Source organism: Bosea sp. 29B (genome assembly GCF_902506165.1).
Classification (GTDB): Bacteria; Pseudomonadota; Alphaproteobacteria; order Rhizobiales; family Beijerinckiaceae; genus Allobosea.
On the sequence record NZ_LR733817.1, the window covers coordinates 1009027 to 1030945 of the forward strand.

A 21919-nucleotide genomic window follows, 5' to 3' on the forward strand; every position below is an offset into this window, starting at 1 on the left:
CAGACCTCAGCGCAGCACGCGGCGCAGGCCCGAGAGCCGGTCGATGACGACCATCACCACGATGGAGATCAGGATCAGCGAACTGGCGAGCGCCGCCCCGACGGCATCGTACTGGAACTTGATGTAGGAGAAGAGCTCGACCGGCAGCGGCGTCCAGCCCGCCGGCGCCAGGAAGACCGAGATCGGGAAGTCGTTCCAGGACAGGACGAAGCAGAGCACCAGGCTGGAGACCAGGCCCGTCCTGATCACCGGCAGGGTGATCGAGACCATGGTCCGGACCGGCCCCGCCCCGACATTGCGCGCGGCTTCCTCGAGCGAGAGATCGAAGTTCTGCATGCTCGCCGTCAGGATGCGGACGGCGAAGGGCAGGACATGGATCGAGTGCCCGATGACCAGCGCCGGAATGCCGGAACCGAAGCCGAGCCGCGCGAAGAAGACATAGAGCGCGAGGCTGAAGATCGTCGTCGGGATCAGCAGCGGCGACATGATCAGGAGGTTGATCAGCGCCTTGCCGCGGAAGTCATAGCGGACCATCGCCAACACGACCATGAAGGCGAGCGTATTGGCGATCAGCGTCGCCGCGATGCCGAGCCAGAGGCTCACCCCCATCCCCCGCACGAAGCTGTCGGAGGTCCAGGCCTGGCGGAACCATTCCAGCGTGAAGCCGGAGGGCGGCAGGATGAACTCCTGCGGGTTCACCGAAACCAAAAGGGTGATCAGGATCGGGAAGAACAGGAAGCCCATCGCCAGATAGGTGACGAGCCGCAGCGCCAGCGACCCCAGGTCGAGCCGGATCATCGTTTCGCCTCCAGCCGGTTGAGGATCAGCTTGCCGAACAGGAAGGACATGCCGGTCAGCATCGTCGCATTGGCCAGGATCATGATCACCGACAGGCTCGATGCGAAGGGAAGGTCGTTGTTCAGCAGCGCCTCGCGATAGATGACGAGACCGATCATCTGCGTGTCATTGGCGCCGACCATCAGCGGCACCGCAAAGGCCGAGAAATTGAGCGTGAAGACGATCACCAGGCCGGCATAGAGGCCGGGCAGCGTCAGCGGGAAAGTGATGCTCCAGAAGGCGCGCCAGCGATTGGCGCCGACATTGCGGGCCGCCTCGACGAATGAGGGATTGATGCGCTCGATCGAGTCCAGCAGCGAGAGCACGATATAGGGCATGCCGATATAGACCAGCAGGATGATCACGCCCTTGAGGTCCCACATATAGCGGACAGGCTCGTCATAGACGCCGATCGCGATCATCAGTGAGTTCAGGAGGCCGCCGCCGCGGAAGATGACGATCCAGCCATAGACCAGGGTGACGAGGCCGATCAGCAGCGGCGCCAGCACCATCGTCATCAGGATGCTCTTCTGCAGCCCGCGCGTCTGGGCGATGTAGAGCGCGACGGGGTAACCGAGCAGCACCGAGATCGCGGTCGCGACGATGGCGATGCGGATCGAGAACCAGAGCGTGTTGATCAGGTACCAGGAGCTGCCGAGGAAGCGGGCATAATTGTCCATGGTCAGGGCGGAGACCATGTAGGCGCCGTCGACGCCTTGGTTGAAGCTGGTCCGCGCCACCCAGAGCAGCGGCATGACCACGAAGATCAGCAGCGCCACCATCGCCGGAGCGAGCAGGAGCGGAGCGGCCATCCCTCTCCTCACGGCCGGCCTCCCTCGCTGCGGATCAGCCTGAAATCGCCGGGCTCGACGCCGATGCGGACGTCATCGCCAATCGCAGCCGCGCCGCCCGCATGATGCGTCTCGACATAGACGCTCTCGCCGCCATCGAGCTGGACGGTGTAGCGGATCGTCGGGCCGTAATATTCGACGAAGCTGATCCGGCCGGGAAAGACGTTCGGGCCGTCCTGGCCGGGCGGGTAGATGCGGATGCGCTCGGGGCGCAGCAGCACGCGCACCTGCTCGCCCACGGCGATCGAGGCCGGGGCCGCCACGAGCAAATCGAGATTGCCGCAGGTGCGCACGGTCAAGACCCCGCCGGACGCCGCGGTGACCGCCCCGTCGAAGAAGTTGGTGGTGCCGACGAAATCGGCGACGAACTCCGACTGCGGATCGTCATAGACCTCGGCCGGGCGGGCGATGCGGGCGATCTTGCCGCGGTTCATGATCACCACCCTGTCGGACATCGACAGCGCCTCTTCCTGATCATGCGTGACATAGAGCGTCGTCATCTTCAGCCGCGACTGCAATTGCTTCAGCTCGCGCCGCATCGCGACGCGCAGCGCACGGTCAAGATTGCTGAGCGGCTCGTCCATCAGCAGGAGCTGCGGTTCGAGTGCCAGTGCCCGAGCCAAAGCGACGCGCTGCTGCTGGCCACCGGAAAGCTGGCGCGGCAGTCGGTCCTCATAGCCGGACAGGCCGGTGACCCCGAGCGATTCCTCGATCTTGCGGGCGATGAAGGCCCGATCGCGCTTGCGCAGCTTCAGGCCGAAGGCGACGTTCTCGGCGACCGTCATATGCGGCCACAAGGCGTAGTTCTGGAAGACGAAGCCGACCTCGCGCTTCTCCGGCGGCAGATGGGTGACATCGCGGCCGTTGACCCGGATGGTGCCGTCGCTCGCCATGATGAAGCCGGCGATCATCCGCAGGGTCGTGGTCTTGCCGCAGCCGCTGGGGCCGAGCAACGACACGAACTCGCCATGGCCGACCTCGAAGGAGACGTCGTCGACCGCCATGACGTCGCCATAGCGCCTGCAGACGGAAGCGACCTCGATGGCCTTGTCCTGTGATGCGTTCATGTCATCCGCTTTGCCGGATAAAGGCGTCGTCGAGGCTTTGACCGGCGCGCCCGACGAGCGGGCGACGCCTTGCGAGGAGTGTGGCGCCGACCTGCTCGTCCGGTCGGCGCTTGCGAGCGCGCTCACTTGCTCGTCATCTGGTTGAGCTGGTTCTGCCACTTGGCCTTGTTGGCCGTGATCTTCTCCTGATCGGGCAGGAACAGCCGCTTGAACTGCTCGTTCTGGACCAGGAGGTCACGGAACTGGAAGTCGGCCGGGATCGGCGCGTTCTGCACGGTCGGAGCGTAGAGATTGCGCGTCGCGAAGGCGATCTGGACCTCGGGGCTCAGCACGTAGTCGACGAAGGCCTGCGCCTTGGCCGGGTCCTTGGCCGCCTTGGTGATGTTGATCGTGCTGATCAGCGGGAAGGTGCCCTCGGCCGGGCGGGCGAACTTGACGTTCTTGGCGCCCTTTTCCAGCAGCTCCTTCATGCGCCCGGTCGCCAGCATGCCGAGCCAGGCGTCCTGCGTCTGGAACAGCGAGACCATCTGGCTCTCGACGTCGAGCGAGCCGATCAGGTTGCCGCTCTTGATCAGCGCCGCCATCTTGTCGAGGCCGGGCTGGATGTTGTCGATGCCGCCGCCGTTCCGTTCGGCCTGCTGCACGGTCAGGCTGAGTGTCGGGATGTGCTCGAAGCCATAGATGACGACATGGTTCTTGTAGTCCGGCTTCCAGAGCTCGTCCCAGCTCGTCGGCGCCGTCTTCACCTTGTCGGCATTGTAGGCGAGCACGTAGTCGCCGACATTGACGAAGACCGTATAGGGCGAATGGACCGCGTTCGGGTACAGGTTCGCCATGTTCGGGATCTTGGCCTTGTCGAGGGCCAGCCACAGACCTTCCTTTTCGCCCGCGATCGAATTCAGCAGCGTGTTGGTGGCGACGTCGACCTGGCCGAGCCGGGCCTTGACGAGATGGTCGGGGCTGGCGCCGACGACCCACTCGATCTTGCAGTTATGGGCCTTCTCGAAGCCCGCCGCGACCGATTCATAGGTCTTCTGATAGCTGCCGCCCCAGGTGGTGACCCTGAGCTTGCACTCCTGGGCCAGCGCGGGAGAGGTCAACGCGCCGAGCGTCCCGGCGAGCAGCAAAGCCGAAATCGTCCTGTTCATCTTGGAATCCCCGATTGTTGGTTGCAGTCAGATCCGCAGCGGCCCTCTTCTGTCGGAGGGCTGGAATGGCCGGCGCCCTCTTGGCGGCGCCGGAAGAGCCTGCCGCCCGCGGCGGCAGGGGCAGTCAGTGCTTCGCCTTGCGACGGTTCCTGAGATCGGTCAGCGAATAGCGCGAGTGGATCGCTTCCTGGTCGACGCACATCTCGATCAGCGCCGGCTTGCCCGACGCCAGGCAGCGCTCAAAGGCCGGCGCGAACTCCTCGGTCCGGGTGACGCGCTCGGCATGGGCGCCATAGGCCAGTGCCAGCGCGTGGAAGTCGGGATTGACCAGCTGGGTACCGTTGACACGGCCCTCGAGGCGGTTCTCCTCGTGGATGCGGATCGTGCCGTACATGTTGTTGTTGAACAGCACGACGATCACCGCCGCCCCGTATTGCACGGCGGTCGCCAGCTCCTCCGAGCTCATCTGGTAGCAACCGTCGCCGACGAAATCGACGACCACCCGCTTGGGATGCAGCAGCTTGGCCGAGATCGCCGCCGGCAGGCTGTAGCCCATCGAGCCGCTGATCGGGCCGAGCTGCGTGTGCAGCCGGTAATGCGCGAAGTAGCGCTGGCTCCAGGTCGCATAGGCCCCGACGCCGTTGGTGACGATGGCGTCCTCGGGCAGGCGCTGGCGCAGCCATTTCATCAGTTGCGGCAGGTCGATCTCCCCCGGGCAAGGTCGGGGCGTGGTCTCGATCTCGAAGGTCTCGCGCAGGGCGGCCGTCCACGCGCCGCGCGCCGCATGCTCCACCGGCGCATGGCCGGCGAGCCGGCGGGCGAAGGCGTCGTTGTCGGCGAGCAGCGCGAGGTCGACCTGGAAGACCCGGTTGAGCTCGTCGAAGCTGCGGGTGACGTGGACGAACTTCTGCCTGGGCACCGGGATGTCGAAGAGCGTGAACCCTTCCATGTAGCCGGCGCCGATCGTGTTCACGTCGCTGAGCGCGTCGTTGCACATGATGACGAAGTCGGTGTCCTTGACATGCGCCAGCAGCGCCGGGTTCGAGCCGATGCCGATCTCGCCGACATAACAGGGCAGACGGTGGTCGATGATGTCGCGCCGCCGGAAGGTGGTGACGACCGGCACATTGTTGGCGAGCGCGAAGGCCTGGATGTCGTTGCGCGCACCTTCCGTCCAGCCGGAGCCGCCGACGATCAGCAGCGGGCGCTGCGCAGCCGAGAGCATCGCGAAGACCTGCTCGACCGCCTCGTCCGAAGGCTGTCCGGCAGAGGCCGGCACGCTCGGCTTACCCGGCGCGACCTCGCATTCCTCCTCGAACACATCTTCCGGGACGACCAGCACCACTGGCCCCATCCGCCCGGTCATCGCCGTCTGGTAGGCACGCTGCACGAATTCCGGGATGCGCCTGGGGTCGTCGATCTGGGCGACCCATTTCGTCATCGGCGCGAACATGGTGCGGAAGTCGTAGGCCATGAAGGCTTCGCGCTCCATCAGGGCGCGCTTCACCTGGCCGACGATCAGGATCATCGGCGATGAATCCTGATAGGCGGTGTGGACGGCGTTGACGGCGTTGGTCGCGCCCGGGCTGCGGGTGACGAAGGCGATGCCGGGGCGGCCGGTCAGCTTGCCATAGGCCTCGGCCATCTGCGCCGCACCGTTTTCGTGCCGGCAGCTGATCGCGCGGATCTCGGGATAGCGGACGCCGAGCGCATCGAGCGCGCAGAGGAAGCTCTCGCCGGGAACGTGGTAGATGATCTCGGCGCCGTTGAGCTTCAGCTCGTCGGCGAGGATCTCGCTCCCTTTTCTCATCACCATGACGTCGGTTTCCGCTTGAGGCAGTGTCGAAGGGCCATGCTGCTGATCACCCTCAGCCAATGACGAAGGGGTTGGCGATCTCGTCCGCGGTCGAGAGCCAGACCGCCTTGGTCTGCAGATATTCGCGGATACCCTCGACGCCGTTCTCGCGACCGATGCCGCTCTTCTTGTAGCCGCCGAACGGGGTCGTGTAGGAGATGTCGCGATAGGTGTTGACCCAGACACTGCCGGCCTCCAGCCGGTCCGACATGCGCAAGGCGAGCTTCATGTCGCGGGTCCAGACGCCGGCGGCGAGGCCGAACTCGCTGTCGTTTGCGATCGCGGCTGCCTCGTCGGCATCGTCGAAGACCAGGGTCGAGAGGATCGGCCCGAAGACCTCCTCGCGCGCGATCCGCATCTCGTTGTTGACGCCGGTGAAGATCGTCGGCTCGACGAAGAAGCCCCGCGCGCACTCGTCGCCATCCGGGCGCTTGCCGCCGATCAGGAGTTCTGCGCCCTCCTGGCGGGCGATGTCGACATAGCCGAGCACCTTCTCGAACTGCATCTTGTTGGCGATCGGGCCGACCTGGGTGCGGGCATCGCGAGGATCGCCGACGCGGGCGGTCTTGGTGAAGGCCGCGAGCTTCTCGACGAACTCATCGTGGACGCGACGCTGGACCAGGAGGCGCGAGCCGGCGATGCAGGTCTGGCCGGTCGCGCCGAAGATGCCGCCGACCACGCCGCGCACGGCATTGTTGAGGTCGGCGTCGTCGAAGACGATGTTCGGGGACTTGCCGCCGAGTTCCAGGCTGACCCGCTTCACATCCTTCGCCGCGAGCGAATAGAGATATGCGCCGGTCGCGGTCGAGCCTGTGAAGCCGACATGGCGGGTCAGCGGATGAGTGACCAGCGGCTCGCCGGCCTCCTTGCCGAACCCGGTGACGACGTTGACGACGCCGGGCGGGAAGCCGGCGGCCTCGACCAGCTCCATCAGCTTCAGCGCCGTGGCCGAGGTGTGCTCGGCCGGCTTCAGCACCAGCGTGTTGCCGGCGGCGAGCGCCGGCGCAGCCTTGAGCGAGAGCAGCAGCAGCGGCGCATTCCACGGAATGATCGCCACGCAGACGCCAAGCGGCTCGGGCCGTGAATAGCTCAGCGCCGGCTTGTCACAGGGATGCACGACCCCTTCGATCTTATCGGCCAGCCCAGCATAGTAATAATACCATTTCGGGACGTAGCGGATCTGGTGCTGCATCTCGGCCAGCAGGCGGCCGTTGTCGCGCACCTCGATCTCGGCGAGCGCATCGGCATGCTCTTCGATCAGCGTGCCCAGCCGGTGAATGAGCTTGCCGCGCTCGGACGGGTGCATCTTGCCCCACGGTCCCTCCTTGAAGGCGCGATGCGCTGCACGCACGGCGCGGTCGGCGTCTGCGGCGCCGCCGCGCGCAACCATCGCCCAGGGCTGCGCGGTGAAGGGATCAACTGTCTCGAAATACTCCCCGGATGCCGGCTTCACCCATTGACCATCGATGTACATGTCCAGTGTACGCAGCGCGGGCGAATGCGACGTCATCAGAATCTCTCCCGTCATAGCCGGGCGCAGTCGAGACGAGGCGCTTCCTGGCTAGATTTTTATCATATCATTTCGAAGTCGATATGATATCAATATGCGATACTGATCTGAACGATCTGAGGGTGTCAAGCACCTTCCTGTTGAAAAAATACGCATTCCGCTCTTAAAGGCAGCAGAGGCCGATACCGTTTGGATTGCATTGTGATATCAGATCTACCCGAACAGAGGACCCTTGCATGACCGAGCTGACCCAGGTCACCCAGCCGCTCTACGGGCAAATCAAGACCGCGATCGAAAAGCGGATCCGTGCCGCGGAATGGCCGGCGGACTTCCAGGTCCCGCGCGAGGAGGATCTCGCGGCCGAGTTCGGCGCCTCGGCCCTGACTGTGCGCCGGGCCCTCAGGGAGTTGCAGACCGAGGGCATGCTGGTGCGCGTCCAGGGCCGCGGCACCTTCGTCGTCGGCCCGCGGATGCAATGCGCGATCTTCGAGCTTTCCGACGTCTCGGAGGAGATTTCGGCGAGCGGCGGCGTCCATACCAGCGAAGTGATGTCGCTCTGCGCGCTGGCCCTGGACAGCCCCTTCGTCGGCTTGCTGGCTCTGCCGGCGGGTAGCACCGTGTTCCACTCGCGCCTGCTGCACAAGGAGGACGGCACGCCGGTCCAGATCGAGGACCGCTTCGTCAACGCCGCTGAAGCCCCTACCTATCTCGAGCAGGACTTCACCCGGATCACGCCGCACGCCTATCTGCTGCGCATGACCGAGGTCACCTTTGTCGACAACACGATCCGCGCCATCCGGCCCGACGACGAAAGCCGCGAGGCCCTCCAGATCGATGCCAACCAACCTTGCCTGCTGCTCGACCGCCGGACCTGGCGCGGTGACGTGCCGGTGACGCGCAGCCGCTTCCTCTATCCGGGGGATCGCTACCGCCTGCGCAGCGCCCATGAGGCGACATCGGCCCAGCCGGTCCTGTCGGCACCGGGCAGCACCGGACAGTTCCCAAGACGGATCCGCTAGCGTCAGGTCACCCCGAACCGCGGTGGCCTAACCTTGGCTCCGCGAAACCCGGCGCGCGGTTTCAACCACCATGGCGATCAATTCCTCCTGCCGTTCCGGCGTGAAGCGGTAGCTCGGCACGGTCACGGTGATGCTGCCGACGACCTTGCCACGCGCATCATGGGTCACGGCAGCGATCGCGCTGATCTCGCCGTCGAGCTCGCCGACATTGAGCGCATAGCCGCGCTGGCGGGACGTCGTCAGTTCCTGCCGCAGCCCCGCGGGATCGGTGATCGTCCGCGCGTTGAAGCGCTCCAGCGCGCCGGCGCAATAGGCCTCGATCGCCTCCTGCGGCTCATGGGCGAGCAGGATCTTGCCGCAGGCGGTGCAATGGCCGGGATCGCGCCGGCCAGGCTCTGAGAAGATACGGACCGCGCCGGGACCGGGGACCTGCTCGATCGTCACGGCATCGCTGCCGTCCCACATGTTGAAGCTGGCGGTCTCGCCTGATCGCGCCGCCAGCTCTTCCAGGGCCGGCCGGACCAGGTCCTTGATGTGCAGCTCGGCCAGCACCGGCGCAGCGAGCAGGACGAGACCGGGCCCGAGCTTGATTCGCGCCGAGGCGGCATCGCGCTCGACTAGCCGCGCCGCGACAAGGGTCGCAACCAGCCGCGAGATCGAGCTTTTGTGCAGCCCGATCCGCCGCGCGATCTCGTTGATCCCCAGCGGCTCCGGCGATCCCGACAGGCAGCGCAGGACGGCGATTGCGTGCTCTACCGCACCGACGGTGGCGCCCCGCGCCTCGCTCGCTTGCGCAACGGGATTTTCCATCAGGGCACGCTCCCGCATCTCGCTTGACGAGACCGTCAAAGGCTGACAAGCTCGTATTGTGCAACACTGTTGCGCATTGCACAACATAATTTTCCAGAAAGAGCGCGGCACCCCGGCTCGTTCGATCCGGGTCGGGCCATTCGGGGACGAACCGGCGGGCACGCCGGTCAGGGGCAATCGCGGCGACGCGAATCCGGACGGTGAGCGGGCGAGGCCCGGCGGCGTTCGGGAAAACGGGGAGGTTTTGATGCACAAGCTCGGAATTCTGACAGCATCCCTTGCTGCCATGCTCGGCTTCGGTGGCCTGATGACAGTCGAAGCGCAGGCCCAGGCACCGGCGCTGAAGAAGATCACCTTCCTCACCAACTACGTCTACAATGGCCGTCACGCTCCGTTCTTCGTCGGCCGCGACAAGGGCTTCTATAAGGAAGCTGGCTTCGACATCGACATCGCACCGGCGACCGGCAGCGGCTTCGTCATCGCCGCCGTCGACGGCGGCAAGGCCGATTACGGCATGGCCGAAATCGGGCCGGTCGTTCAGGCGATCGCCAAGGGCGCCAAGCTCAAGGCCTTCATGGTCTACACCGACGTCACCACCAGCGGCCTCGCCTCGCTGACGCCGTTCAAGACGCCGGACTCGATCATCGGCAAGCGGATCGCGGCATCGCAGACCGACAGCGCCCGCGTCGTGCTGCCGATCATCTTCGACGAGAAGAAGCTCGACGCCTCCAAGCTGGACTGGCAGGCAGCCGACCCCGGCGTCTATTTCTCGCTGCTCCTGAGCAACCGCGCCGACCTGTTCACCGCCAGCTCTGACGGCGACATGCCGGCCCTGACCAAGGTCGCGACCGCACAGGGCAAGACCGTCGAATTCTCCAGCTTCGTCGACTGGGGCTATGACGTCTTCGGCTATGTCCTCGTCGCCGGCACGCCGACCCTCGAGAAGAACCTCGACGAGGCCAGGCGCTTTGCTGCTGCAACGCGCAAGGCCGTCGAATACGCGATCAAGAACCCGGAAGAGACCGCCGAGATCATGGTCAAGGCCAACCCGGCCATGAACCGCGACACCGTGCTGACGCAGTGGACCGGCGCGATCAAGTCGATACAGACGCCCTACACAGCCGAGCATGGCTACGGCGCGGCCGAGGACAAGCGCATCCAGCGCACCATCGACCTGGTGAAGAAGGCGCTGAAGCTCGACGCGGCGCTGACGCCCGACGACCTCTTCGCGATCAAGGGCAAATAGGCCGCTCCGGCCACCCTTCTCAGCCTGACGACCGCACTCCGGAAGCCTCCATGTCCACCTCCCTCGTCATCGACAATCTGTCGAAGACCTTCGGCTCGACCCTGGCGATCGACCGGGCCTCCTTCTCGGTCCCCGAGAACAGCTTCGTCTCGATCGTCGGCCCCAGCGGCTGCGGCAAGTCCACCTTGCTGCGCATCGCCGCCGGGCTGGTGCGCGCCAGCAGCGGACGCATCAAGCTGCGCGGGCAGGAGGTCACCGGCCCGATCCGTGATGTCGGCATGGTCTTCCAGTCGCCGGTGCTGCTGCCCTGGCGCACCACCCTTGGCAACATCCTGTTCGTCGCCGAAATGGGCGGGCTGCGCGCTGCCGACTATGAGGGCCGCGCCCGCGAACTGATGGCGCTCGCCGGCCTCTCCGGCTTCGAGGACAGCCGCCCCTTCGAATTGTCCGGCGGCATGCAGCAGCGCGCCGCGATCTGCCGGGCGATGCTGCTCAAGCCCTCGCTGATCCTGATGGACGAGCCCTTCGGCGCGCTCGACGTCATCACCCGCGAGCGCATGGGCTTCGCCCTGCAGACACTCTGGGAGGAGAGCCGAAACACCGTGCTCTTCGTCACCCACAGCATCACCGAGGCCGTCCTGCTCTCCGACATCGTCGTGGTGATGTCGCCGCGGCCGGGGCGGATCCACGACATCGTCGAGATCGACCTGCCGCGCTCGCGCACCACCGCGACCCTGCGCGATCCCCGCTTCGTCGCCTTCGCCGCCCGCGTGCGCGAGGGCATCGAAGCCGGCGAGACGGAGTACTGACGATGGCCGAGACCTCCCTTGTCGCGCGCCTGCGCCCGCTCCTGTTCCTGGCCGTCCTGCTGCTGGCCTGGGAGATCGGCGCGCCGCTGCTGGGCATCCCCGGCTACGTGCTGCCGCTGCCTTCCGCGATCGCCGCCCGCTTCGCCGAGACCGCCTCGATCCAGCTGCACGGACTGGCGATGACCGGCATGACCACGCTGGTCGGCCTCGTTCTGGCGCTGGTCTTCGGCGTCCTGCTCGCGCTGCTCGTCATCTATGTGCCGATGCTGCGCTCGATCGTGATGCCGCTGCTCGCCGCCTTCAACTCGATCCCGAAGATCGCGGTGGCGCCGCTGTTCGTGATCTGGTTCGGCCTCGGCGTCGAATCCAAGATCATCCTCGCCTTTCTGCTGGCGCTGTTCCCGATCTTCGTGAACTCGCTGACCGGGCTCGGCGAGATCGAGGCCGATGTCATCGACCTCTCGACGCTGGCCGGCGGCACGCGCTGGCGCATCTTCACCAAGGTGCGCCTGATGAACGCCGTCCCCTACATCACCGACGCGCTCAAGGTCGCCTTCCCGCTGGCGCTGGTCGGCTCGATCGTCGGCGAGTTCATCGGCGGCAACGACGGCATCGGCCATCTCATCCTGTTCGGTCAGTTCAACATGGATACCCCGCTCGTCTTCGCGGCGCTGGTCTCGATCACTGCTTTCACCACGCTCGGCATCGGGGCGGTCTCGCTGTTCGAGCGCATGGCCCTGACCTGGCGCCCATCGCAACGCCGGCGCTGACGCGCCCGCCCGACATCACATCCGCAAGGACAATCCGATGAGAAACTATATCGCGCGCCTGAAGGAAAGAGGCGATCTGCTGGTCGTCGACAGAGAGGTCGATCCCTTCCACGAGCTCGCCGCCGTGACCCATGCCGCGCAGAAGCGCTGGGGCAAGCCGATCCTGTTCAACAAGGTCAAGGGCACCCGCTTCCCGGTCGTCACCAATGTCTATGGCTCGCGCGAGCGGCTGGCCGAGATCATCGGCATCGACGCCGCCGATTTCTGCCGGCAATGGAGCAATCTCGCCAATCTCGGCAGCAGCGCCGGCGGCCCCGCCTTCGTGCAGTCGCAGGATGACGAGCTGATCGAGTGCAAGCTCTCCGAGCTGCCGCTGATCACCTATTCCGACCGCGACGCAGCGCCCTATTTTACCTCGGCGATGTTCATCGCCAAGGACCCCGAGACCGGCGTCGGCAACCTGTCCTATCACCGCTCGATGTTCGTCAGCGACGAGGAGCTGCGCTGCCGGCTGGCACCGCGCCACCACCTGACGATCTATCACGAGAAGGCCGAGAAGATGGGCAAGCCGCTCGAGGCGGCCATGCTGATCGGCGCGCCCTCGACCTCGTTCCTGACCGCCGCCGCCCCGCTGCCCTATGATGTCGACGAGCTCGAAGTCGCGGCCCGCCTCAAGGGCAGCCCGATCGCGATGCGCAAGTGCAAGCATATCGACCTCGAAGTGCCGGCCGATACCGAGATCGTCATCGAGGGCCGCTTCCTGCCGAACGAGCGCCGGCCCGAGGGACCGTTCGGCGAGTTCATGGGCTATTACGTCCCGGAAGGCCCCAACGCGGTCTTCGAGGTGCTGGGCGTCACCGTCCGCAAGGACGCCGTCTTCCACTCGATCCTGTGCGGCTCGGCCGAAGAGGTGCTGACGCTGGAGCTCTCTGTCTCCGCCAATATCTACCAGCGCCTCAGCGCCGCCCTGCCGGGGATCCTCGACGTCACCTGCCAGCCCTTCGTCAACCACGCGATCGTCAAGATGGACACGCAGTTCGAGGGCCATGCCCGCCAGGTCATGCTGGCGACGATCGGCGCCGAGCCGATCTGGGCCAAGATCATCACCGTCGTCGACCCCGACGTGAACATCTACGACATGGACGACGTGATGTGGGCGACGCTGACGCGCTGCCGGCCCGACAAGGACATGCTGATCATCCCGGAGACGCCGTCCTTCTATCGCGACGAGCAGAAGGACCATTGGGGCCGCCTGCTGATCGACGCGACCAAGCCGTTCCACCGCAAGCCGGAATTCGAGCGCAAGAAGATCCGCCTCGCCGACCAGATCGTCCTCTCCGACTGGTTCGACAACGCCTGAGCGCAGCGGGTTTCCCATGAGCGATCGCGACACGCCTTTACGCATCATCGTCGGCATCAGCGGCGCCTCCGGCGCCGTCTACGGCGTGCGGGCGCTCGAACTGCTGGCGGCGGCGGGCGTCGAGACCCATCTCGTCGTCACCCGCTCGGCGCATCTGACTTTGTCGCAGGAGCTCGGCATGAGCCCTGCGGCGCTGGCCGAGAAGGCGAGCGTCGTCCACAACATCCAGGACATCGGCGCGACCATCTCCAGCGGCTCGTTTCGCACGCTCGGCATGTTGATCGCCCCCTGCTCGGTGCGCACCATGTCGGAGATCGCGACCGGCGTGACCTCGACCCTGATCAGCCGGGCGGCCGACGTCGTGCTCAAGGAGCGCCGCAAGCTGGTGCTGATGGTCAGGGAGACTCCGCTGCATCTCGGCCATCTCAGGACGATGACCAGCCTTGCCGAGATGGGCGCGATCATCATGCCGCCGGTGCCGGCCTTCTACGCCCTGCCGGAGACGATCGCCGACATGGTCGACCACAGCGTCGGGCGCGCGCTCGACCCGTTCGGCGTCGATTGCGGCGCGGTCCGCCGCTGGGCCGGCATGGCGGCTGCCCGCAAGACCGCTTCCGAAGCCTGAGCGCAGGAGCCCGGTCATGACACCATCCGCGCCTCACCCCAGACGCCGCCCGGTGCATGGCGCGATGATCGGCGTCATCGTGCTCGACACCGGCTTCGACCGCTTGCCCGGCGACGTCGCCAACACCGGGACCTGGGACTTCCCGGTGCAGTTCCGCGTCGTGCGCGGCGTCACGCCGAAGGACGTGATCGAGGGCGACCCGCAGCAGGCGCTCGGGCCGTTCCGCGACGCCATAGACGATCTCGTCGCGATCGGCGCCGCCGGCATCACCACGAGTTGCGGCTTCCTCGCCGCGGTCCATCCGGAGCTGCGCCGCCATTCCCCGGTCCCGATCGCGACCTCCAGCCTGATGCAGATCCCGCTCGCGCTCAACCTGCTGCCCGAGGATCGGACAGTCGGCGTGATCGTCTCCGACCGCAAGGCGCTGCAGGACCGGCATTTCCGTAATGTCGGCGCCCCGACCGGCCTGCCGCTCGGCGAGTTGCCGGAGGACGGCGTCATCCGCTCGCATATGCGCGAGAACCGGCCGCTCGCCAATCACGAAGCCCAGGAGCGCGAGGTGCTCGCGGTCGTAGAGCGCATGCTGGCTGAGACCCCGGCGATCGGCGCCATCGTCAGCGAATGCGCCAACCTGCCGCCGCATTCGGCCGCGATCCAGCGCGCATTCAGCCTGCCGGTCTTCGACATCGTCACTCTGGTCGACTGGCTCCATGCCGCGATCCGGCCGCGGGATTACGGCATTCCGAGGCTGCGCAGATGACCTACGACCTCGTCGTGGTCGGCGGCGGCCTGATCGGCGCCGCGATCGCCTGGGGCGCGAGCCGCGCCGGCGCCAGCGTCGCCCTCCTCGACGAAGGCGATGTCGCGTACCGGGCCTCGCGCGGCAATTTCGGCCTGATCTGGCTGCAGGGCAAAGGCGTCGGCAAGCCGGCCTATATGCACTGGTCGCTGCGGGCCGGCCGCTTGTGGAAAGACCTCGCAGGAGAACTCCATGCCGCCACCGGCCTCGATACCGGCTGGCGGCAAACGGGCGGCCTGCACTTCTGCTTCTCCGAAGCCGAGCTCGACAAGCGCCGCGACGTCCTCGCCCGCAGCCATGCCGATGGCGGCGAGATCACGATGCAGTTCCTCGACCGGACGGCGCTGCGCGATCTCGTGCCCGGGATCGGTCCCGAGGTCGTGGGGGCCTCCTTCTCACCGGAGGATTCGCATGTCAGCCCGCTCTATCTGCTGCGCGCCTTGCAGCAGGCCTTGCAGGATCGCGGCGGCAGCTATCGGCCTGGCACCACCGTCACCGAGATCCGCCCAGAAACCGGTGGCTTTACCGTCGCGACGCCCGCTGGCGCGGTCCATGGCCGCCGCATCGTCCTCGCCGCCGGCCTCGGTTCCGCCCGGCTCGCGCCGCAGCTCGGCCTGTCCATGCCGGTGGAACCCGAGCGCGGCCAGATCGTGGTGACGGAGCGCGTGCGCGCCTGCTTCCCCTACGCCGCAAACTGCCTGCGCCAGACCGCCGAAGGCTCGTTCCTGTTCGGCAGCAGCCATGAGGAGGTCGGCTTCGACGACGGCACGCAGGTTGCGACCGCGGCTGACCTCTGCGCCACGGCGCTGCGCGTCCTGCCCGGGCTGGAGACGGCGGGGGTGGTGCGCTTCTGGGGCTCGCTGCGCGTCATGACGCCGGACGGGCTGCCGATCTATGAGGAATCCCACCGCTATCCCGGCGCCTTCGCCGCGACCTGCCATAGCGGGGTGACGCTCGCCAGCGTGCATGCCTTCGACATCGGCCCGACGGTCGCGGCCGGCGCCCTCCCCGCGGCGGTCGCCAGTTTCGGAAGCGGACGGTTCGATGTTCAGGCGCATTGAGCCTGCCGCTGCCGTAGGCGGCCCCTCCCTGAGCTTCGAGGGGCGCGAAATCGCCTTTCACCCCGGCGACAGCGTGGCTGCCGCCCTGCTCGCCGCCGGCATCGGCGCACTTCGGCAGAGCCCGGTCGATGCCTCGCCGCGCGCGCCCTACTGCATGATGGGCGTCTGCTTCGAATGCCTGGTCAAGATCGATGGCCGCCAGAACCAGCAGGCCTGCCTGACACCGGCACAGGACGGCATGGTGGTGCGCCGTCAGATCGGCGCAAGGCAGTTGCCATGAGCCAGGACTGGGATGCGATCGTGATCGGCGCCGGCCCTGCCGGCATGGCGGCAGCGGCGACCTTGGCCGAAGGCGGCGCGCGGACCCTGCTGCTCGACGAGCAGGCCGAGCCCGGCGGCCAAATCTACCGCGCCATCGAGCGCAACCGCGGCAATGCCAGGCTCTCGGCGATCCTCGGGCCCGACTATCTGCACGGCGCGGCGCTCACTGAGCGCCTGCGCGCCTCCGGCACCCAGCTACGCTTCTCCAGCACCGTCTGGCGGGTCGAGCCTGGCGCCACGGTCTGGTCGCGCACCTACGGCACGGTCGCGCTCGACCGGGCCAGAGCCCTGGTGATCGCGACAGGCGCGATGGAACGCCCGGTGCCGCTGGCGGGCTGGACCTTGCCGGGCGTGATGACGGTCGGCGCCCTGCAGATCCTGCTGAAATCGAGTGGCCTCGTCCCGAGTGGGCGAGTCGTCCTCGCCGGTACCGGGCCGCTCTTCTATCTCTTCGCGCGGCAATGCCTCGATGCCGGCGTCGAGCACCTGACCTTGCTCGACACCGCCCGATCCGGAAACATTCCCGCCGCGCTGCCGCATCTGCCGCGCGCTTTCACCGGCCAGGGCTGGCGCTATCTCGCCAAGGGCGCCGGCCTGCTCGCGGCCCTGACGCTCGGGCGGGTGAAACTCCTGCGCGGCGTCAGCGAGATCGCGATCGAGGGCGAAGAGCGCGCCACCGCGATCCGCTTCCGCGTCGGCAAGACCCCGCACCGGCTCGCCTGCGATCTGGTCGGCCTGCATGAGGGCGTGATCCCGCAGCAGCAGCTTCCGCGCTCGCTCGGCTGCGCCTTCGATTGGAACGACGCCCAATCCTGCTTCCAGCCGCGCCGCGATGCCCGGGGCGCCAGCACGCAGCCCGGCATCTTCATCGCCGGCGATACCGGCGGCATCATCGGGGCGCAAGCCAGCCGTCATGAGGGCGAAGCGGCTGCCCACGCCATCCTGGCGGAGCTCGGCCGAATTACCCCCTCCGAACGCGACGCCCGGCTGCGCAGCGTCCGACACGCGCGCAACGCTCATCTTTCGGCCCGGCCATTCCTCGACCGCCTGTACCGGCCGAGCCCGGATCTCGTCGCGCCGCCGGATCCGGTCACGATCTGTCGCTGCGAAGCGGTCTGCGCCGGCTCGCTGCGCCAGGCGGTGGAGCGCGGGGCGCTCGGCCCCAGCCAGGCGAAAGCCTTCCTGCGTGTCGGCATGGGCCCGTGCCAGGGACGGCTCTGCGGGCCGAGCGTGACCGGGCTGATCGCGCGAGAGACGAACCGGAGCGAGGCCGAAACCGGCTATTACCGCGTCCGCGACCCAATCAAGCCCGTCACCGTGGGTGAACTGGCAAAGGCCTCGCAACAGAATGCTTCGCAGTGTGGAGGCTGACATGAGCAAGCTCGACCTCGACGGCCCGCTCTGGCGCTTCGCGCTGGAATTCTATGCGCTGCCCAGCGTCGCCGAAGCCTGCCTGACCTTGCAGGACGAAGCCGGGCTCGATGTGATCCAGTTGCTGACAGCGACTTATGCCGATCTTGCCCTGCGGCAGCCGCTCTCGTCAGAGGATGTCGCTGAGCTCGACCGGCAGACGACCGAATGGCGGGCAGCGACGGTCCTGCCGCTGCGCGAGATCCGCCGTGTCCTCAAACCGCCGAGGGATGGCTTTCCCGAGGAGCGGCAGCTCCTGCGGGAGAAGGTCAAGGCAGCCGAGCTTCTCGCTGAACAAATCCAGCTCGCCATGACCGAGCAATGGCTGGGCCGGCGTGAGCCGAGCCCCGGCCTGCCGATGCAGGAGGTGCTCGGCTTGCTGCTCAGCAAGGACGGCTCGCAGCAAGGGAGCGAACGCACGATCGGCATCGCCCTCTCCGCCCTGGCGACCGCGCGGGACACCGTCGTCCGCAACCGCGGCGTGACCGGGAGCCCCGCGGACCGCTAGTCCCCTGGCGATGGCCGGCGAACGCCCTACGCCGGCGGAAGCAGCGTCGCGTAGCGCTCGCGCAGATCGATCCGCCGCCCGCTCGCGGCGGCCTCGGCCACGGCGAGCGTCGCGATCAGCGTGCGCGCGCCGTCCTCGACCGGTTGCAACGAAGCGGCCTTCCCCCGGACCAGATCGCGGAAATGGTCGAGCTGGGCGATATAGGGATCGAGCGTCGGCGCATGGATCCGTTGCGCCTGGATCGGCAGGTTCCAGCTCGGCGTCTCGCCGGCCTGCGTCCACTGCACCAGATTGGGGAATTCGAGCGCGCCGCGGCTGCCCATGAAGCGATAGCTGCTCTCGCCGCTGAACGGGAACTCCGGGGATTCGCCGACGCCCTGCTCGGTGGTCCAGGGCGAGACGGCGCTGTCGCTGACGAAGAAGGTGCCGATCGTCCCATTCTCGAACTCGATCAGCACGCCGGCCGTGTCCTCGACGGCAAAGCCGCGGCGACGATTGGAGAGGACGGCGCCGACCGCGACGATCTCGCCGACCGAGAAGCGCAGGAAGTCGATCTCATGGATCAGGTTGATCAGCACCGGCCCGCCGCCGGCCTGCGTCCGCCAGGGCGCCGCGCTGAAATAGGCTTCAGGCTTGTGCACCGCCCAGATCGCGGAGACGCCGACAAGATCGCCGATCCGGCCCTCGTTCAGCAGGGAGCGCAAGGTTGCGACCTGGCGATGGTGGCGGCGATGATGGCCGACCAGCGAGCGGATACCGGCGGCCCGGGTCGCCGCGATCAGCGCAGTCGCCGTTTCCAGCGTGTCCGTGACCGGCTTCTCGATCAGGATGTGGATGCCGCGGCGGGCGCATTCGATACCGTTCTCGGCATGGAGCTGGTTGGGCGAGGCGATGATCACGGCGGCCGGCCGGGCTTCGTCGAGCATTGCGCGATAATCGGCGAAGACGCGCGCATCGGGATTCTGGGCCGCGACCTGCTCGGCATTGACGTCGGCGATTCCCGCCAGCTCGAAGTCGGGATGCGCGGCGATCTTGGCCAGGTGCTTGCGCCCGATCAGCCCTGCGCCGATCACGCCGATTGCGATGGTCGTCATGCTCTCCTCGCTCCCTATGACCACTCCGATCAGCCTTAATTAACTGGCCGGATAATTGACAGTAATTATCCACATGGATAATTACTGTCAAGCGACGCGGGATCGGGTAACAAGAACGCCCGCATCGGAACGGGCAATCGGGATCGCGGGATGAAGGCAGTGACCACGCGCAAGCCGGCAAGCAGCGAACCGGCCAAGGTTCGCCGCCGGGATCGCGAGAAGACCAAGGCCGAGATCCTGCAGATCGCCTTCGAGGAGTTCGCCGAGAACGGGTTGCTCGGCGCCAATGCCGACGCCATCGCCGCGCGGGCCGGGATCACCAAGCGGCTGATCTTCTACTACTTCAACTCGAAGGAAGAGCTCTTCATCGCCGTGCTGGAGATGGCTTATGGCAGGATGCGCCAGGCGGAGGAGAGCCTGCATCTCGAAACTCTCGAACCGGAGGCGGCGATCCGCCGGCTCGCCGAATTCACCTTCGACTTTCACCAGGCCAACCCGGAATTCGTCCGCCTCGTCGCAATCGAGAACATCCATCGCGGCCGGCATGTCGCCAGCAGCGAGACGCTCCAGCAAATGACGAGGCCGATCATCGGCCAGATCGAGCGCGTGCTCGCCAAGGGTAAAGGTCTTCGGGCGATCAGGCCGGAGATCGAGGCCCACGTGCTCCATGCCACACTGAACGCCCTGTCGATCTTCTCGGTGGCGAACCGCCATACCTTCGAGGCGCAGTTCCGCTGGGACATGTCCTCGCTCGAGGCGAAGGCCCGCCAGCGGGCCGAGATCGCCGAGGTGCTTTGGCGCTATGTTCGCAGCGACGAGGCCTCCCCTGCCCGCGGCAGCTGACTAATCTCCCCGGCGCTTGCGCCCGTCATCCTCGGCGAGCAGTTCCTTGCGCGCCTTCGCCATCACCTTGCGTGCCTCGTCGTCGACCACGGGAAACTGCGGATCGAGCTTCTCGAGGCGGTTGACGATCGCCGCCGCGACGATCAGCCGGGTGAACCATTTGTTGTCGGCGGGAACGACATGCCAGGGCGCATGCTTGGTCGCGGTCTCGGCGATCGCGTCCTGGTAGGCATCCTGGTAGTCGTCCCAATGCTTGCGTTCGGCGAGATCCCCCGCATCGAACTTCCAGTTCTTGTCGGCCTCGTCGATCCGCGCCAGCAGGCGCCGGCGCTGCTCGTCCTTCGACAGGTTGAGGAAGAACTTCAGGACGACAGTGCCGTTGCGCGCCAGATGCTTCTCGAAATCGCGGATGCTCTCGAAGCGATCGCGCCAGACATGCTTGCCGATCAGCTTGGGCGGCAGGCCTTGCTTGCGCAGCAGCTCCTCATGGACGCGGACGACCAACACCTCCTCGTAATAGGAGCGGTTGAAGATGCCGATCTCGCCGCGTTCCGGCAGCGCGCAGGCGGTGCGCCAGAGAAAGTCATGGCGCAGCTCCAGCGAGCTCGGCGCCTTGAAGGAGGTGACCTCGCAGCCCTGCGGATTGACGCCGGACATGACGTGCTCGATCGTCCCGTCCTTGCCGGCGGTATCGATCGCCTGCAGGACGATCAGCACCGACCAGCGCCGTTCGGCGAAGAGCCGTTCCTGCAGCTCGCGCAGGCGCCTGACGCCGGTCTGCAGCAGATCGCGCGCGCCGTCCTTGTCGAGGTCGAGGCCGCAGGTCTCACCGGGGTCGAAATGCTTCAGCTTGAAATCGTCGCCATCCGTGACCCTGAAGCGCTTGACCATCTCGTCCGGCAGCATGCCTGGCATCCTCTCGCAGAAAAACCTGTGTTCAATCTGTCGTGCCGTCGCCGATTGTCCAGCCTTGCGACTGCGATCAGACGATCAGCTCCGATACCGGCAGCCTGGCTCGCTCTCCCGCAGGCGCGCCATCGGGCTGCCCGAGCCTGAAGACGTTGACCAGACGCCGCCCTTCGGGAACGCCATGTCGCTCGATAAGTTGCCGATTGCTCGCCGGCCAGTCGGCCAGCACCGAGACCGGGCAGGCGGCGAGGCCCTGCGCCGTCATCATCAACCAGGCGCGGTAGAAGGCGCGCCCGGTCGCGAGCGGGTCCTCGCCATCCGGCCGATGGAAAAGTGCGACGGCGGAGTTCGCGAACTTGCCGCGCTCGCTCACCAGCGTCGCGGCAAGACCCAGCCGACGCAGCGGCGAAAACAGCGGGCCGAGCACCAGCCTGGTCGCGAACGCGACCACGCCCGGCATCGCCATCGCCTCGGCGCTGAGCCCATCTCGCTGGTAAGCCGGATCAGATCGCGATAGCCGCATCCAGCGCAGCAATTCGGCTCGATGGGCGTCGTCGCAGAGGAAGTGGAAGCCGGCCTCGTCGGCGATCCCTGCGATCGCGTCAACGGCTTCCGCGCCGCGGACCAGTTTCACATCGCCGGCCATGGCGGAGAACATGTAGAACGCCGCCTCGCCAGCCTGATCGACCGGGCGGAAGCCGCCGCGCCAGCTCGCCCGGGTGGAGACGAAATCCGCCAGCCCATCGAGTTCGCCGCCCGCTGCGATGGTGATGCGCGCCATCGGCTGCAAGCCATCCGACGCCGTGGCATCGGTCAGCGGCTCGATCTGCGCGATCCTCAAACCGCGCCGGCCGAGCGCCAGCGACAGCCCCTCGATCGCAGCGCCATGCGAGAGCCGGACATCGTGCCCTGACGGATCGGCTGCCGGCAGGCGCCGCGCAACGTCTTCCAGCAGGAGCAGCTCATCGCCGCCAATGAGCCGCCAGCGTGTCGGCTGGATATTGTGGACGCTCGGTGCCTGCCGGGCCTCGGCAAGCAGCTCTTCGAGCAGGGGCCGGTCGAGCATC

General features: G+C 66.8%; 22 protein-coding genes. 12 read left to right on the forward strand and 10 right to left on the reverse strand.

Annotated elements, in window-relative coordinates; all coding sequences use genetic code 11:
• Positions 1–6: 6 nt before the first annotated feature.
• From GV161_RS04855 to GV161_RS04880, 6 genes are all read right to left on the reverse strand, one after another.
• Entirely contained in the window at positions 7–798 is a 792-nt protein-coding gene (locus GV161_RS04855) for an ABC transporter permease (RefSeq protein WP_152015772.1), read from the reverse strand.
• Positions 795–1649 carry an ABC transporter permease gene (locus GV161_RS04860; protein WP_152015771.1) on the reverse strand — a complete coding sequence of 285 codons (855 nt, stop codon included), beginning with the start codon at positions 1647–1649 and terminating at the stop codon, positions 795–797. Before GV161_RS04860 ends, GV161_RS04855 begins: the two co-directional genes overlap by 4 nt.
• An 8-nt stretch (positions 1650–1657) precedes the next feature.
• Positions 1658–2755 carry an ABC transporter ATP-binding protein gene (locus GV161_RS04865; protein WP_152015770.1) on the reverse strand — a complete coding sequence of 366 codons (1098 nt, stop codon included), beginning with the start codon at positions 2753–2755 and terminating at the stop codon, positions 1658–1660.
• 122 nt (positions 2756–2877) lie between these two features.
• Positions 2878–3903 carry an extracellular solute-binding protein gene (locus tag GV161_RS04870; protein WP_152015769.1) on the reverse strand — a complete coding sequence of 342 codons (1026 nt, stop codon included), beginning with the start codon at positions 3901–3903 and terminating at the stop codon, positions 2878–2880.
• A 124-nt stretch (positions 3904–4027) separates the two neighbouring features.
• Positions 4028–5719 (reverse strand): thiamine pyrophosphate-binding protein, encoded by a 1692-nt coding sequence (locus tag GV161_RS04875; RefSeq protein WP_244624169.1) that lies wholly within the window; start codon positions 5717–5719, stop codon positions 4028–4030.
• A 52-nt stretch (positions 5720–5771) separates the two neighbouring features.
• Positions 5772–7268, reverse strand: a complete 1497-nt coding sequence (locus GV161_RS04880; protein WP_152015768.1) for an aldehyde dehydrogenase — start codon at positions 7266–7268, stop codon at positions 5772–5774.
• A gap of 236 nt (positions 7269–7504) precedes the next feature.
• Here GV161_RS04880 and hutC point away from each other — a divergent pair, with 236 nt between their 5' ends.
• Positions 7505–8287 carry a histidine utilization repressor gene (gene hutC, locus GV161_RS04885; protein WP_152015767.1) on the forward strand — a complete coding sequence of 261 codons (783 nt, stop codon included), beginning with the start codon at positions 7505–7507 and terminating at the stop codon, positions 8285–8287.
• Between the two features lie 27 nt (positions 8288–8314).
• Here hutC and GV161_RS04890 read toward each other — a convergent pair whose 3' ends face one another.
• Positions 8315–9097: an IclR family transcriptional regulator gene (locus GV161_RS04890; RefSeq protein ID WP_159650142.1), complete on the reverse strand. Its 783-nt coding sequence runs from the start codon at positions 9095–9097 to the stop codon at positions 8315–8317.
• A 247-nt stretch (positions 9098–9344) separates the two neighbouring features.
• Here GV161_RS04890 and GV161_RS04895 point away from each other — a divergent pair, with 247 nt between their 5' ends.
• The 10 genes from GV161_RS04895 to GV161_RS04940 are packed head-to-tail and all read left to right on the forward strand — an operon-like array spanning position 9345 to position 18006.
• Positions 9345–10343, forward strand: coding sequence for an ABC transporter substrate-binding protein (locus tag GV161_RS04895; protein ID WP_152015765.1), 999 nt, complete (start codon positions 9345–9347; stop codon positions 10341–10343).
• Positions 10344–10393: 50 nt separating this feature from the next.
• Positions 10394–11152, forward strand: coding sequence for an ABC transporter ATP-binding protein (locus tag GV161_RS04900; protein WP_152015764.1), 759 nt, complete (start codon positions 10394–10396; stop codon positions 11150–11152).
• Positions 11153–11154: 2 nt separating this feature from the next.
• Positions 11155–11922: an ABC transporter permease gene (locus GV161_RS04905; protein ID WP_152015763.1), complete on the forward strand. Its 768-nt coding sequence runs from the start codon at positions 11155–11157 to the stop codon at positions 11920–11922.
• Positions 11923–11959: 37 nt separating this feature from the next.
• On the forward strand, positions 11960–13282 hold the full coding sequence (locus GV161_RS04910; protein WP_152015762.1) for a UbiD family decarboxylase: 1323 nt from the start codon (positions 11960–11962) through the stop codon (positions 13280–13282).
• Positions 13283–13298: 16 nt separating this feature from the next.
• Complete coding sequence (locus tag GV161_RS04915; protein WP_152015761.1) at positions 13299–13907, forward strand: UbiX family flavin prenyltransferase; 609 nt, start codon at positions 13299–13301, stop codon at positions 13905–13907.
• A 16-nt stretch (positions 13908–13923) separates the two neighbouring features.
• Positions 13924–14667 (forward strand): aspartate/glutamate racemase family protein, encoded by a 744-nt coding sequence (locus tag GV161_RS04920; protein ID WP_152015760.1) that lies wholly within the window; start codon positions 13924–13926, stop codon positions 14665–14667.
• Positions 14664–15767 carry an FAD-dependent oxidoreductase gene (locus GV161_RS04925; RefSeq protein WP_152015759.1) on the forward strand — a complete coding sequence of 368 codons (1104 nt, stop codon included), beginning with the start codon at positions 14664–14666 and terminating at the stop codon, positions 15765–15767. Before GV161_RS04920 ends, GV161_RS04925 begins: the two co-directional genes overlap by 4 nt.
• Positions 15751–16047 (forward strand): (2Fe-2S)-binding protein, encoded by a 297-nt coding sequence (locus GV161_RS04930; RefSeq protein WP_152015758.1) that lies wholly within the window; start codon positions 15751–15753, stop codon positions 16045–16047. The genes GV161_RS04925 and GV161_RS04930 overlap by 17 nt, the downstream gene beginning before the upstream one ends.
• Complete coding sequence (locus tag GV161_RS04935; RefSeq protein ID WP_152015757.1) at positions 16044–17459, forward strand: NAD(P)/FAD-dependent oxidoreductase; 1416 nt, start codon at positions 16044–16046, stop codon at positions 17457–17459. The genes GV161_RS04930 and GV161_RS04935 overlap by 4 nt, the downstream gene beginning before the upstream one ends.
• A gap of 1 nt (position 17460) precedes the next feature.
• Positions 17461–18006, forward strand: a complete 546-nt coding sequence (locus tag GV161_RS04940) for a TIGR02444 family protein (protein WP_159650143.1) — start codon at positions 17461–17463, stop codon at positions 18004–18006.
• 26 nt (positions 18007–18032) lie between these two features.
• Here GV161_RS04940 and GV161_RS04945 read toward each other — a convergent pair whose 3' ends face one another.
• On the reverse strand, positions 18033–19100 hold the full coding sequence (locus tag GV161_RS04945) for a Gfo/Idh/MocA family oxidoreductase (protein WP_152015755.1): 1068 nt from the start codon (positions 19098–19100) through the stop codon (positions 18033–18035).
• A gap of 150 nt (positions 19101–19250) precedes the next feature.
• Between GV161_RS04945 and GV161_RS04950 the strand changes: the two genes are divergently transcribed.
• The gene (locus GV161_RS04950) at positions 19251–19943 is read left to right on the forward strand and encodes a TetR family transcriptional regulator (RefSeq protein WP_152015754.1); all 693 of its coding nucleotides are present in this window, start codon (positions 19251–19253) and stop codon (positions 19941–19943) included.
• Here GV161_RS04950 and GV161_RS04955 read toward each other — a convergent pair whose 3' ends face one another.
• Positions 19944–20849, reverse strand: coding sequence for a polyphosphate kinase 2 family protein (locus GV161_RS04955; RefSeq protein WP_348521250.1), 906 nt, complete (start codon positions 20847–20849; stop codon positions 19944–19946).
• 76 nt (positions 20850–20925) lie between these two features.
• Positions 20926–21918 (reverse strand): hypothetical protein, encoded by a 993-nt coding sequence (locus GV161_RS04960; protein WP_244624168.1) that lies wholly within the window; start codon positions 21916–21918, stop codon positions 20926–20928.
• Position 21919 lies beyond the last annotated feature (1 nt).